The sequence below is a fragment of the Pantanalinema sp. genome (assembly GCA_036704125.1).
Taxonomy (GTDB): domain Bacteria; phylum Cyanobacteriota; class Sericytochromatia; order S15B-MN24; family UBA4093; genus JAGIBK01.
Genome location: DATNQI010000045.1, coordinates 26,447 through 40,689 on the forward strand (window position 1 = coordinate 26,447; position 14,243 = coordinate 40,689).

Annotated in this window: 7 protein-coding genes; 6 read left to right on the top strand and 1 reads right to left on the bottom strand. The window is 70.2% G+C overall.

Annotation, left to right across the window (positions count from 1 at the left end):
• Positions 1 to 46 precede the first annotated feature (46 nt).
• From V6D00_07135 to V6D00_07160, 6 genes are all read left to right on the top strand, one after another.
• The gene (locus V6D00_07135; GenBank protein HEY9898940.1) at positions 47 to 1,585 is read left to right on the top strand and encodes a FumA C-terminus/TtdB family hydratase beta subunit; all 1,539 of its coding nucleotides are present in this window, start codon (positions 47 to 49) and stop codon (positions 1,583 to 1,585) included.
• Positions 1,586 to 1,714: 129 nt separating this feature from the next.
• Positions 1,715 to 4,795, top strand: coding sequence for a BTAD domain-containing putative transcriptional regulator (locus V6D00_07140; protein ID HEY9898941.1), 3,081 nt, complete (start codon positions 1,715 to 1,717; stop codon positions 4,793 to 4,795).
• 108 nt (positions 4,796 to 4,903) lie between these two features.
• Positions 4,904 to 5,515 (top strand): hypothetical protein, encoded by a 612-nt coding sequence (locus tag V6D00_07145; GenBank protein ID HEY9898942.1) that lies wholly within the window; start codon positions 4,904 to 4,906, stop codon positions 5,513 to 5,515.
• A 13-nt stretch (positions 5,516 to 5,528) separates the two neighbouring features.
• On the top strand, positions 5,529 to 6,488 hold the full coding sequence (locus V6D00_07150; GenBank protein HEY9898943.1) for a hypothetical protein: 960 nt from the start codon (positions 5,529 to 5,531) through the stop codon (positions 6,486 to 6,488).
• Between the two features lie 264 nt (positions 6,489 to 6,752).
• Complete coding sequence (locus tag V6D00_07155) at positions 6,753 to 10,271, top strand: IPT/TIG domain-containing protein (GenBank protein HEY9898944.1); 3,519 nt, start codon at positions 6,753 to 6,755, stop codon at positions 10,269 to 10,271.
• A 12-nt stretch (positions 10,272 to 10,283) separates the two neighbouring features.
• Positions 10,284 to 13,766: an IPT/TIG domain-containing protein gene (locus tag V6D00_07160; protein ID HEY9898945.1), complete on the top strand. Its 3,483-nt coding sequence runs from the start codon at positions 10,284 to 10,286 to the stop codon at positions 13,764 to 13,766.
• Positions 13,767 to 13,807: 41 nt separating this feature from the next.
• Here V6D00_07160 and V6D00_07165 read toward each other — a convergent pair.
• A partial coding sequence (locus tag V6D00_07165) for an IMP dehydrogenase (GenBank protein ID HEY9898946.1) occupies positions 13,808 to 14,243 on the bottom strand: 436 nt, incomplete at its 5' end.

Genomic DNA, 14,243 nt, shown 5'->3' on the forward strand with positions numbered 1-14,243 from the left:
AGGAGATGGGCGTAGCATTGAAGCCAACAAGGAGGATTCAGCACCCATGACACTTCCGCAGCTCGAGGAGAGCCTCTACGCCCTGGTCGTCGAGACGGCGACCAACCTGCCCGCCGACGTGCGCGCGACCCTCGCCGCCGCCAGGGCCCGCGAGGACGCAGGCACCCGCGCGGGGATCGCTCTTGCGACCATCGCCAAGAACGTCGACATGGCGGCCGACAGCGTCCTGCCCATCTGCCAGGACACCGGCATGCCCACCTTCTTCGTCCACACCCCGGTCGGCACCGACCAGCTCGCGATCAAGGCGGCCATCCGCAAGGCCGTGGCCCGCGCCACCCACGACGGCAAGCTGCGCACCAACTCGGTCGACAGCCTGACCGGCGCCAACACCGGCGACAACCTCGGCCCCGGCACCCCGGTCATCCACTTCGAGCAGTGGGAGAAGGACGTCATCGAGGTCAAGCTGATCCTCAAGGGCGGCGGCTGCGAGAACAAGAACATCCAGTACTCGCTGCCCTGCGAGCTGCCCGAGCTGGGCAAGGCGAACCGCGACCTGGACGGCGTGCGCAAGTGCATCATGCACGCGGTGCACCAGGCCCAGGGCCAGGGTTGCTCGGCCGGCTTCATCGGCGTGGCCATCGGGGGCGATCGCACCTCGGGCTACGAGGAGGCCAAGCACCAGCTGCTGCGCGAGACCCACGACGTCAACCCCGATGCGCGCCTGGCCGAGCTCGAAAGCTACGTCATGGACAAGGCCAACGGCCTGGGCGTCGGGACCATGGGCTTCGGCGGCAGCGTGACGCTCCTGGGCTGCAAGGTGGGCGTCCTCAACCGCCTGCCCGCGAGCTTCTTCGTCTCGGTCGCCTACAACTGCTGGGCCTTCCGCCGCCTGGGGGTCGTCCTCGACGCCCAAAGCGGCGCCATTTGCGACTGGCAGTACCGCATCGCCGCCGACCAGGCCGCCCCCATGGCCCCCGAGGCGGCCGAGGCGGGCTTCGCCACCGGCCGCGAGGTCGTCTTGCAGGCGCCCATCACCGAGGAGCAGATCCGCTCCTTGCACGTGGGTGACGTGGTCGTCATCAAGGGGGCCATGCACACGGGCCGCGACGCGATCCACAAGCACCTGATGGATCACGAGCCCCCCGTCTCGCTCGAGGGCGGCGTCCTGTACCACTGCGGGCCGGTGGTGCGCAAGAACCCGGACCAGAGCTACGACATCCTGGCGGCCGGTCCCACCACCTCGATCCGCGAGGAGCCGTACCAGCACGAGGTCATCAAGCGCTACGGCGTGCGCGCGATCATCGGCAAGGGCGGCATGGGCCCCAAGACCCTCGCGGCATGCGCGGAGCACGGCGCGGTCTACCTCAACGCCATCGGGGGTGCTGCCCAGTACTACGCGGCCTGCGTCAACAAGGTCACGGGGGTCGACCTGCTCGAGTTCGGCATCCCCGAGGCCATGTGGCACCTGGACGTGGACGGCTTCAAGGCGATCGTCACCATGGACGCCCACGGCAACAGCCTCCACCGGGACGTGGAGAAGACCTCGGCCGAGAAGCTCGGCGAGCTGGCCGCGGCCGTCTTCTAGGCGCGCCGGACCGGGCGGGGGCGGTCGATCGATAATCTAATCGAATGCTATTATGATCGACGGGTTGGGACGGGCGCCATCGGTGCCTCGTCCTGGTCCCCGGTCCCCTTCTTCTTGAAGGAGCGCTCGTTGACGCCGGACGCCTCGCCCCCGGAACACATGCCGTCGCTCTTGCCCCGACCGTGCATCGCCGCCAGGGCCCATGCGACGGGCATTTGCACCTGGATCCTGCTGGCGGGCCCGGGATGGGGAAAGACGTGCGCGGCGCGCCTCATCGCCGATGCCCTCGGTCTGCCGCAGCACTGGCTCGATGCGGGACCGGGCGCGCTGGCGCGCCTGAACCGGACGCTCGCGCCGGGCGTGGCGGCTGCCCCCGAGGTCCTCGCCCGGCTCTTGAGCGACCGGCTGCGAGAGCGATTTCCGAATGGGGTTACCGTCGTTTTCGATCGGGCCGAGGAAGGGCTTTTCGCCCCGGCCTTCGTCCGCTTCATGCAGGCGTGGTTCGCACGGGTTCGCCTTCCCATTCGCACCGTCGTGACCAGCCGGCGGTGTCTCCCCGTCCGGCTCGCCCGCCAAATCCTCCAAGGCACGGCCGCCTATCTGGACGTCGAGGCCCTGCGCCTGTCCGAGGACGAGGTCCGAACCTGGCTTGCGGCCAAGCCCGCAGCCCTCGCCCAGGCGAAGGATCTGGCGGGGTGGCCCCTGGGTGTCGGGGCTCTGGCCATGAGCGGCGACTTGCCCTGTAATGAACACACGCTCAAGGGGCTGGTCCGCGAGGAGCTGCTCGGCCCGCTCCCGGCCGACCTGCGCGAGGTTGCCCTCGGGCTCTCGCTGCTCGCGAGCCCGACCGCCGAGGCCCTCCCCGTGCTGGGCAAGCCCCCTGAGGGCATCGAGGCCCTTCGCCGCTGGGGGCTGGTCGCGGGGGAGCCTCTCACCTGGCACCCGTTGGCCCGGCAGCTCCTGCGCGCCGAGTGGCACCAGACCCTGCCGCCGAGCGAGAAGGCCGAGCAGGCGCAGCGCGCCTCACGCTGGCTCGCCTCTAGGGACCCCGGGCAGGCCGTCGTCCTGCTGAGCGAGGCGGGCGACGAGGAGGCCGCCGTCGCCGCACTCTTCGCGCACGCCCCCGAGCTGCGGCTCTCGGGCCGGCTCGACCAGCTCTCGCGCCTGCTGGAGCGGTTCGACTCGCGACGGGCCCACGACCCTCGCTTGATCCTCGTCGACGGGATCCTGCTGGAGGCCAAGGGCTATTCCGCCGAAGCCCGAGCGCGCTACCGAGCCGCCGCCGACCGCTTCGAGCGCTCCGGCGATCGCCTCGGGCTGCTGGAGGCGCTGAATCAGCTCATGCGCCTCGCCTTCGACCGGGACGACCTCGAGGACTTCGAGGCCCTGCAAGCGACGGCTGGGCCGCTCGTGCCGAAGGGTGAGGTCCGGCACCGGGTCGAGTACCTCAACCTGCTGGGCTCTCACCGCTACGTCCAGGGCGACGAGGAGGCGGCAAGCCGCCACTACCTGGAGGTCCTGGACCTCCCCCACTTCGGCCAGTTCTCGGTCGCCGCCACCCAGCAATGCGCGGCCATCAACCTGGGGATCATCGAGCTGAACCGGGGCGAGCTCGCTCAGGCGACCCTGCACTTCAGGCATGCCCTCGCCCTCGGCGAGGCCTGTCGGTCCCGGCCCGCCATCCACCGTCTCGCGATCCTTTACCTGGCACTGCTCGCTCTCCACTTCGGCGATCGCGCCCAGGGCGAGGCCCTCTACGAGGCGCAAGCGGCCGAGGCTGCTCTCCTGGATCGGAGCTGGTCCCAGTGGCAGCTTCTCCTGCAGGAGGGCGATTGCCTCGTCTTGCTGGGCGACCACGACCAGGCCGAGGCCAAGTACCGGGAGGTCCTCGCCATCCTGAGCGCCGGTGGCGGCGCCAAGCGCCTCGACCTGGACAGCATCCTCTGCCGAATGGCGATCCTCCACCGCCGCCGCGGCGCGCCGCGCGCGGCGCTCGCCCTCCACGTCCAGACCGCTCGGAGCGCAGGACCCTGGTCCTACCATCGCGCGTACTTCCTCACGCAGTGGGGCCTGACCCTGCTCACGGCGAAATCGGAGGCCGAGGCCCTCGCGAAACTCGAGGCGGCCCATGCCGAGCTTTCGGGGCGCCCGGCGCGCCTGCTCGAACTCGACGTCCTCCTCCCGCTGGCGCTGGCCTTCGAGCGCACCGGTCAGAAGGAGAGGGCGGGCCAGGCGCTCGCCGCGGCCGTCGCCCTCATGCGTGAGCTGGGGGTGCTCTACGCGCCGCTCGCCCTGCCCGAGATCAGCGAGGCCCTGTGGGGCCTGCTCCTGGCGCACGGCCACCACGACCTGGTCGCCGAGATCGCGTCGCTGTTCCCGGACGAGGCGAGCGTCGTCCATGAAGCCCTGGTTCGCAATCTTGGGGCGGGCGGGTTGCTCGTGCCCCCCCTGCCGCCGCCGGCCCTTCGGATCCGCTGCTTCGGGAGCCTCGAGGTCCTTGTCGGCGACCTTCCTCCCATCCACTGGCCCCGCAAGAAGGCCAAGGTCCTGCTCGCTTTGCTGCTCTTCGCCCCCGAGGGCCTCAGCCGCGAGGCGCTGTGCGAGCTGCTCATCGATCCCAGCAGCGCCGAGCCCGAGCGCCACCTGCACGACCTCTCGAGCGCCCTGCGCAAGGCCCTCGAGCCCTCGCTCGCGCACCGGCACCCCTCGCGCTACCTGACGTTCAGGGATGGCTGGTACCGCCTCTCGCTGAAAGGTGCCTGGCTGGACGTCGCCGAGTTCGAGCGGGCCTACGCGCAAGGCAAGCGCGCCTGGGACGCGGGCGATCGCGATGCGGCCGTCGCCTCGTTCGAGGCTGCCATGCGGCTCTACCGCGCCGATCTGCTGAGCGAGACGGTCCTCCTGGGGTGGTTCGAGGCCGAGCGGCAGCACTACCGGGCGCTCGCCCTCGAGATGCTCGATCTGCTCTCGGCCCATCACCTTGCGGCCGAGCATCTCGAGCGGGGCCGGGCCTTCACCGAGCGCCTCCTGCAGCTCGACCCGACCTGCGAGGAGGCCCACCGCCGCCTCATGGCGCTCTACGGCCGTTTCGGCCAGCGCGAACTGGTGCGGCGGCAGTACGAGCAGTGCGCCCGGGCGCTCAGCGAGGCCTTCGGCGCAGCCCCCACCGACGAGACCCGGAAATTGCGCGATCGCCTCGTCCAGGCTTGAAGGCATCCCTGTTGCGAGTGAAATGCGGGTGGGTGCGTCTACGTTAGGGGGTGGTGTACTTACCATCCGTGCGTTGGCGGGCCTCTCTCCCTGCAAAGGACGCTTCTCATGCCCACTTCCACTCACCCGCAGCCGATCGTGAGCCGCCTTGCCCTCGCGCCCCGCCTCGCGCTGCTCCTGTCCGCCCTGTTGCTCCTCGGGGGCTGCCCGGGCGGCGACGACCTCGAGGGGACCGGCCTGGTTGCGCCCGGAAGCCCGGCCCCTGGCTCGACCACCAGCAACGGGCACATCGGCGGCGGCGTCGCCACCGGCTCGAACGACGCCACGCCCGTCCCCACTCCCACCCCGACCCCCGAGCAAACCACCCCGCCCGCGACCCCCAAGCCGACGGCGCCGCCCAAGGTGGCCATTGCGTCGGTCCAGGTCTCAGCCACCTACCTCCTGCTGTATCCCGTTCCCCAGGATCCCGCCAAGGGCCTCGGTTACCCGAGCGAGCAGGCCTTGTCCGGCGTGGCCCAGCGGGCGGATGGCTTCCAGGCCCCCGTCCGCTGGATCGTCAGCGAGCACCTGACCTACAGCGACGGCAAGGTCTCCACCAAGCCCACCACTCCGGCCGGCATCCACTACCTTCGCTGCGAGGCCGTCGACGACCCCAACGTCTTCCGAGACGTGGCCGTCGAGGTCCGTACGACCAGCAGCCTCGACGTGATCGTGCAGTAAGGGGCCAATCACCATGAACCGACTCCTCCCGTTCCTCGCGGCCAGCGGCCTCCTCATCGGTTGCCAGGCCCTCACCCCGCCCTCGGCGCAGGCCCCCGAGTTGCAGCAAGGGGCAACTGGCGCCCCCGGCGTCCTCAGTGTGGCGGTCCGCTGGCCCCTGCGCCGGGCTCAGGTGATCCCGCTGAGCACCCAGACCATCTGGCTCCAGGTCAAGAAGGCCGATCAACTGCTTTACTTCGCGCCGCTCGCGCGGCCCGAGGCCACCGACAGCCTCATGGTCGCCGAGGCGAGCATCCAGCTGGACGCCGCGAGCGGGCTCACTGTCCAGGCGGACGCCTTCCGCACGGGGCAGGCCTCGACCGATATCCCCATCGCGAGCCGGCGCGTGGAGAACGTCAGCCTCCTGGCCAATCAGCGCACCGCGGTGGTGCTCGATCTGGTCGCGGCCTTCACCCCCCAGGTCACGAGCGTCACCCCGGACAACGGCGGGCCCGGCGTGGTGGTGAGCCTTGGGGGGGCCTTCAGCCCGAGCGGCTCATACGAGCTGCTTCTCAGGGACGCGCGGGCCTTCGGAAGCCTGACGGGATCTCAGGTGCGCGCGACAGCGCCATACGGCGCTCGCTCGGGCCCCGTTCGGGTCCTCGACGACGGGGTGCCCTCGGCGGCGGGGCCGACCTTCCGCGTCCTCTCGCGCCTCGATGTGACCCCTCAGGCCCCCCGCACCACGATCGGCACCCCCGTCGCCTTCCGGGTGCCGAGCGCCGAGGACACCGAGGGCGTCGCCGTCTTGAACCCGACCGTGACCCGCTGGAGCCTGATCGACCCGGCCAAGCTCAATCTCCCGGGCTCGGCGGCAAGCACCATCGGGACCCTCTCCCAGGACGGGACGTTCACCGCCACGTCCCCTGGGACCGCCTGGGTCTACGCCTGGTCGGGCTACCTCAGCGCCACCACCTCGATCACCGTCGACTGAGGGGAGCCGATCCGCGTGAGCCTTGATCGCATCCAAACTAGGCTTAGCCATTAGCGAGCCCTCTTTCGGGCTCGTCATCGACCGGAACATTCGCAGGCGCCGTCATGCCGACGGCGCCTGCGAATGTTTTGCGAGTGGTGGGCTGTAAAATCGACGAGCGACGGTTTGTGCGTCGCGCCGGCACGATGCCCGGCGCGGATGAGGCCAGTCACGTGGTAGCGGGCGCGTCATCACAGCGGCAAGGAACGCGCCGGAGGAGCACGCATGAGGCGAATGGTTGAGAACGGTCGTGCGATCGCCCGGCAGGACCGGTGGCGCCGCCTGGTGCCGGGGCTGCTCGTCGTGGCCTTGCTGATGCTCTCGCTGAGCGCCTGCCGTCTGCCCGGCGGCACCCCCGTGCTCGGCGCGGGGGCCGGTGCGCCGGCTGCCACCGGCGATGTCGCCCGCGAGGCGCCCCCGCTGTCGGGGCGGGCCTACTTTGCCAGGCGTGCCGCCCAGGCGTCCATGGACGACGTGGCCATCGGGGCGACCGTGTCCCTGATCAACACGGGGTCCAACACGACCGTCGCCACGGGCCTGACCGACGCCCAGGGCCGCTTCTCGATCGCCCTGCCGCGCGGCTTCGTCTTCGACAACACCGCCACCTACTACATCGAGGCCTACAAGGGCCTGAATGGCAACCAGCCGGGTCACGACGTCGCGCGGGTGCGCACCGTCGCCAAGCTGGTGAACGGCGCCTGGTTGACCCTCACCAACGGCGCCGCCGACGGCGACGTCGTGGTGGGACCTGCCAGTACGGCCGTCGCCCTGGGGGCGGCCCTGCGCAAGGGGACGGCCACCCCGGTCGACTTTGACGCGCTCATCGGGAAGCTCTCGGGCAATGTCTTCTCGCCGGTCCCCAACCTCTCGGGGGCGGACTTCACCGCCCTTTTCACCATGGTCCAGGAGGGCCTCATCGAGAACCGCGACCCGGTCCAGACCATCGGGTACGACTCGATCGAGGGCGTTTTCGAGCGGGTCGACGTGGCACCCAGCCAGTTCGCGGTCGAAAGCATCAGCCCGACTTCGGGCGTCGTGGGCAGCACCGTGACGATCACCGGGCGCGGCTTCTCGAAAACGGCCAGCGACCACATCGTGCGCTTCAACGGGGTGCCCGCGGTCCCGGAGGCGTCCACCGAGACGACCCTCACGGTCCGGGTGCCGCCGGGGGGCACCTCGGGCACCACCACCGCCCAGCTCCGGGGGGTCATCACCCTGGGGCCGATCTTCACGGTGCAGGTGGTGGTCGATTCCTTCGCGCCCGCCTCGGCGGCGCCAGGGGCGAGCATCACCCTGACCGGGTCGGGCTTCGACCTGGCGGATCTGTCCAAGAACGCGGTGCGGTTCGCGGGCGGGGCAATGGGGACCGTGACGGCGGCCACGGCGACGACGCTGACGCTGACGGTGCCCTCGGGCGCGGTCAGCGGGCCCCTGAGCGCTTCGGTCTCGGGCAGCCAGACCGCGATCGCCACGCCCCTCACGGTGCCGGTGAGCGTGACGGGGCTCAACCCCTTCGTGGTCCGGCCGAGCGGGACCTTCACGGTCACGGGGACGGGCTTCGGCTCGAGCGTGGCGAGCGTGTCCGCGTCGGTGGCCGCTCAGGCGTGCCAGGTGCTCGCCGCGAGCCCCGCGAGCCTGACCCTGCGGGCGCCGGGCTCGGAAATGACGGGGGCCCTCTCGGTGACGGTGGAGGGCCAGACGGGGACCAGCGCCACGAACCTGCGGGTGTTCGTCGGCCTCTCGCCCGACGCGACCATCGCGAAGCTCGCGGGCTCGAGGCTCGCCCCCCCGGGGACGCTCGCGACCAACTGGGGCCTGTCCCCCAACGGCGGAGTGACGTTCGACAGCAGCGGCAACTACTACTTCTGTGCGAGCAACGCCGTCTACAAGGTCGACACGGCGAACCGGCTCTCGATGGTGGCAGGCCAGTACGACGGCGGCTTCTCGGGGGACGGGGGGCCTGCGCTCAACGCCAAGCTGAACTCTCCCAACGACGTCGCGGTGGACGGCGAAGGCAACGTCTACATCGCCGACGCGAACAACTACCGGGTCCGGAAGGTGGACGCCACGGGCGTCATCACCACCATCGCGGGCACCGGCACCAGCGGGTACTCGGGAGACGGCGGCTCGGCGCTCACCGCCCGGTTCAATTACTGTCCCAGCATCGAGGTCGACGGCGCCGGCAACCTGTACATCGCGGATGTCTTCAACTACCGTATCCGGCGGGTGGCTGCCAGCGGTATCGTCTCGACGGTGGTGGGCACCGGGGTGCAAGGCTGGTCCGGGGACGGAGGGGCCGCCACCGAGGCCAACATCGACTACCCTATCGGCCTGGCCTTCGACGCCGCCGGGAACCTGTACTTCGCCGACTACACACGCCACGTCGTGCGGAGGGTGACGCCCGCGGGCGTCATCTCGACCGTCGCTGGCGCTGGCGGCGCCGGTTTCTGGGGAGACGGCGGCCTCGCGACCAGCGCCTACTTGAGATACCCGCGCGACGTCGCGGTGGATGCCGGGGGCAACCTCTACATCGCCGATGCCGACAACCACCGCATCCGCAAGGTGACGCCCGACGGCACGATCACCACGATCGTGGGGACCGGCGGCAACGTTTACTCCGGGGACGGTGGGGCCGCCGTGAACGCGGGGATCCCGTACCCGAAGGGCGTGGCGCTCGATGTGAGCGGGAACCTCTACATCGCCCAGGACTATCGCGTCCGCAAGGTCGATCTTTCCGGCAACATCGCCACGGTGGTCGGGAACGGCAGCAGCACCTGCTCGGGGGACGGCGGTCCTGCGCTCAACGCCCAGTTGTATTCCCCCGCCGACCTGAAGCTGGATGCGGCCGGTAACCTGTATGTGGCCGATACCAACAACAACCGCATTCGAAAGATCGATCCCGCCGGGATCATCACGACGGTCGCGGGGAATGGGGCCTCGGGCTTCGCGGGGGACTCGGGCCCCGCCGTCGATGCCAAGCTCAATTCCCCTTACGCCGTGGCGGTCGAGGCGGACGGCAGCCTCTACATCGCGGATACCTACAACAACCGGGTGCGCAAGGTGGCTCCCGACGGCACCATCTCGACGATCGCCGGCGACGGCACCAGCGGCTACGAGGGCGACGGCGCTGCCGCGGCGAGCGCCAAGATCGGCAACGTCTACGGCCTCGCCCTGGACGCGGCCGGCAACCTCTACCTGTCGGATTCCTCCTACAACGTCGTGCGCAGGGTGACGCCCGGCGGGGTCATCTCGACGGTGGTCGGCACGGGCACGGCCGCCTACGGCGGGGACGGGGGGCAAGCCGCCAACGCCCAGCTCAGGAATCCGAACGGCCTCGCCTTCGACGCGGCGGGCAACCTCTACATCGCGGACAACGGCAACCATCGGATCCGCAAGGTGACGCCCGGCGGCATCATCTCGACCGTCGCGGGCACCGGCATCAACGGTTTCACCGGGGACGGGGGCCCCGCGACCAGCGCGCGCATCTATTCGCCGACGGCCCTGTGCCTCGACTCGGCCGGCAATCTCTACTTTGCCGACGCAACCAACTACCGCATCCGGAAGGTGACGCCCGAGGGCATCATCAGCCCGGTCGCGGGCACAGGCGCCAGCGGGTATGCGGGCGATGGCGCCGCCGCTCTGGGGGCTCAGCTCGGCTATCCGCGCGGCGTGGCGGTGAACAGCGCGGGCACTCGCCTCTACCTCGGCGACAACACCTATCACAGCCTCCGCGTGATCGAGTAAGGGGATGGACCCATGCGACGACTGATTGCGATGCTCCTGTCGGGCCTGCTCGTGGCGGGCTGCCGGCTTCCGGCTGCGGGTCCCTTCGCGTCCACCTCGCCGGTGGGGGGGCATGCCGGGGTCGCGGCCCCCGACGAGGCGCCCGCCGTCCTGGAAGGGCGGGTCTGGTTCGCCGCGCGCCGAGCGCAGGCGACGATCGAGGACGTGGCGGTCGCCGCCACCGTCTCGCTCATCAACACGGCGACCAGCCTGACCATCTCGACCGGCCTCACCGATGAGCAGGGGCGCTTCCGCATCACCATGCCCAAGGAGTTCCGGGCCGACGCCACGGCCACCTACTACCTGGAGGCCTGCAAGGGGCTCAACAACAATCAACCGGGCTCTGCCATGGCGCGAGTGCGAACCGTCGTGAAGTACGCCAACGGCGGCTGGGTGAGTCTCTCCAGCGCGGCGCCCAACGCCCCGATCGTCGTGAGCCCCGCGACCACGGCGATCGCCCTGGGGGCCGCCCTTCGCAACGGCACCGACGACGATGTCGAGATCGGCGACCTGATCGGCAAGCTCTCGGAGAGCGGCTTCACTCCGGTGCCCAACCTTTCGGCGGCCGACTTCAACGCCCTGGTCGGCATCGTGAGCCAGGTGCTGGCGGACGAGAAGGACCCGGTGCGCTTCACTGGCCTGGACACCACGAGCGGCACCTGGAAGCCGCTCGAGCGCTATGCGCCGCTGCTCGAGGTGACGGGGGTGAGCCCGACCACGGGCGTCGTGGGCAGCACGGCCACGTTCACGGGCACGTCGTTCAGCATCACGCCCTCGAACAACGTGGTGCGCTTCAACGGCACCCCCGCCGCCGCCGACCAATCGACGGGCACCACCCTGTCGGTGCGGGTGCCGCAAGGCGCCTCGTCCGGCGAGACCACCGTCCAGGTCGGGAACATCATCACCATGGGGCCGATCTTCACGGTGCCGGTGCTCGTCGATTCGTTCGCGCCCGCCTCGGCGGCCCCCGGCTCGAGCATCACCCTGACGGGGTCGGGCTTCGACATGGCGGTGCTCTCGAACAACGCCGTGCGGTTCGCGGGCAACGCCATGGGGACGGTGACGGCGGCGACGGACACGACGCTGACGGTGACGGTGCCCTCGGGGGCGGTGAGCGGGCCCCTCGGCGTCTCGGTGTCCGGCACCTCGACCGCGCCCGCGAGCCCGCTCGTGGTGCCGGTGAGCGTGACGGGGTTCACCCCGCCCGTGGTGAAGCCGAGCGGGACCTTCACGGTCACGGGGAAGGGCTTCGGTTCGGTGGCCGCGAGCGTCTCGGCGTCGGTGGCCGGGCAGGCGTGCCAGGTGCTCGCCGCGAGCCCCGTGAGCCTGACGCTGCGCGCCCCCGGCTCGGAAATGGTGGGGGCCCTCTCGGTGACGGTCGAGGGTCAGACGGGGACGAGCGCGACGAACCTGCGGGTGTTCGTCGGCCTCGCGGCCGATGCCACCATCCAGACCGTCGCGGGCGGCGCCAAGCTTCCGCCCGCCGGCATCGAGGGGACCGCGTGGGGCCTCGAGTCGGTCAAGGGCATGGTCCACGATCCCCTGGGCAACGCCTATTTCTGTAGCGGGAACGCCGTCTTCAAGCTCAGCTCGACCAACCAGCTCTCGGTCGTGGCGGGGACCAATGTCTACGGCTATTCCGGGGACGGCGGCCTCGCGACCGCCGCCCAGCTCAACGATCCGTGGGGCCTCGCGCTCGACTCGGCGGGGAACCTCTACATCGCGGATACGTCGAACCATCGCATCCGCAAGGTGGATGCCGCGGGCATCATCACCACGGTCGCGGGCTGCGGCACCAGCGGGTTCTCGGGCGACGGGGACGCCGCGAGCGCCGCCAAGCTAGATGCTCCCTCGGACGTTGCGGTGGATGCCGCCGGAAACCTGTACATCGCCGACACCTATAACTACTGCGTTCGCAAGGTCGATGCCGGCGGGCTCATCTCGACCGTCGCGGGGCACGGCGATTCCTACGGCTTCCCGAACGACGGGGTCCCGGCCGTCGATGGCTACCTCGGCAACAACGTCCGCGGGGTGGAGGTGGACGCGGCGGGCAACCTCTACATCGCTGATGCCCGCTACGACCGGATCATGAAGGTGGATGCCGGCGGCATGATGACCGCCTACGCGGGCACCGGTACGACCGGCTACACGGGAGACGGAGGCGCCGCGACCAGCGCGACCCTCAACACTCCGTACGGCCTGAATATGGACGCAGCGGGCAACCTGTACATCGCCGAGTATGGCAACCACTGCGTCCGCAAGGTGACGCCGGGAGGCACCATCTCCACGGTCGCGGGGACAGGCGCGTACGGTTTCTCGGGGGATGGGGCGCAGGCCAGCGAGTCCAAGCTCAATTCCCCCAACGCCGTCTCGGTGGATCCCACCGGCAAGCTCTTCATCGCGGATTACAGCAACTACCGACTCCGCCAGGTGGATGCGAGCGGGGTGATCTCGACCATCGCGGGGAATGGCCTCTACAGCTACGGTGGGGACGGCTACCAGGCGACCAGCGCGAAGATGGGCGGGCCCAGCGATGTGGCCTTCGACGCGGCGGGCAACATGTACGTCACCGAGCTCTCCAACTACTGCGTGCGGAAGGTGACGCCGGGGGGCCTCATCTCTCGGGTCGTCGGGACGGGGGTCGCGGGGTACGCGGGTGACGGCGGCCCGGCGAACATGGCCCAGCTCTCGGGCGCCTCCAGCCTCGCCTTCGACGCGGCGGGCAACCTCTACATCTCGGACTCCAACAACCACCGGATCCGGAAGGTGGACGCGAGCGGGACCATCTCTACCGTCGTGGGCACCGGCACCTTCGGCTACGGCGGGGACGGCGGCCCTGCCGTCGATGCCCAGGTCGCATATCCGCGAGGGCTCACCTTCGACAAGGCGGGCAACCTCTACTTCGCGGACACCAACAACCACCGGATCCGGAAGGTCGACACCTCAGGCAACATCTCGACCGTCGCCGGCACCGGCGTCGCGGGGGGAACGGGGGACGGCTTCCAGGCCACCAGCGCTCAGTTGCGGAATCCGATGGACGTGGCCTTCGATTCGGCGGGCAATCTCTACATCGTGGATGCCAACAACCACTGGATCCGGAAGGTCGACGGCAGCGGCGTCATCTCGACCTTCGCCGGCAGTTCGATGGGCATCTCGGGGGATGGGGGGCCGGCGATCGAGGCCCAGCTGAGGGCCCCCCGGAGCCTGGCCATCGACGTCGCGGACAACGTGTACATCCTGGATGGTGGGAACCGCCGGGTTCGCATGGTGGATCGCCTGGGGGTGATCACCACCGTCGTCGGGGGCGGGGCGGGCGGAGACGGCGGGCTGGCCACCGCGGCACAGCTGCTGATAGCGATTCCCGCCACGCAGCCGGCTGGGCTCGCGATCGACCCCACGGGCCGGGTGCTCTACGTGGCCGAAACCCAGGGGCCCAGGATCCGCAAGATCCAGTGACCCGGAGGGGGGCGTCGCCGACGCCCCCCTCTTCGCACGGGTCACAGGAAGATCGAGCTCTGGTGCGGGATGTGCCCGCTGCGGCTGGCCGCGTGCGGCCGGCTCTCGGCCATGCTCGCCTGGGTGACCTTGACCAGCTCGATAGTCTGCTGGTGCAGGTCCTCCAGCGAGCGCGAGTTGCAGTAGCTGAGGCCCGAGCGGATGCCGCCCTCGAGCTCGTGGACCAGGGGCGCGACCGAGCCCTTGTAGGGGGTCAGGGTCGAGATGCCCTCGGGGGTGCGATCGCTGCCGACCTTGGCCTGGGCGCCCGCCGAGGCCATGCCGCGGTACATCTTGTAGCTCTGGCCGTTCTCGGTGATGACCTCGCCCGGGGCCTCGTCGGTGCCCGCGAACAGGCTGCCTATCATGACGCTGTCGGCGCCGGCGACCAGCGCCTTGACGATGTCGCCCGAGTTGCGGATGCCGCCGTCGGCGATG

What these genes read in the sequence shown, in the direction of transcription:
- V6D00_07135 (HEY9898940.1), top strand. Translation starts at nt 47, where the DNA reads ATGACACTTCCGCAGCTCGAGGAGAGCCTCTACGCCCTGGTCGTCGAG.
- V6D00_07145 (HEY9898942.1), top strand. Translation starts at nt 4,904, where the DNA reads ATGCCCACTTCCACTCACCCGCAGCCGATCGTGAGCCGCCTTGCCCTC.
- V6D00_07150 (HEY9898943.1), top strand. Translation starts at nt 5,529, where the DNA reads ATGAACCGACTCCTCCCGTTCCTCGCGGCCAGCGGCCTCCTCATCGGT.
- V6D00_07155 (HEY9898944.1), top strand. Translation starts at nt 6,753, where the DNA reads ATGAGGCGAATGGTTGAGAACGGTCGTGCGATCGCCCGGCAGGACCGG.
- V6D00_07160 (HEY9898945.1), top strand. Translation starts at nt 10,284, where the DNA reads ATGCGACGACTGATTGCGATGCTCCTGTCGGGCCTGCTCGTGGCGGGC.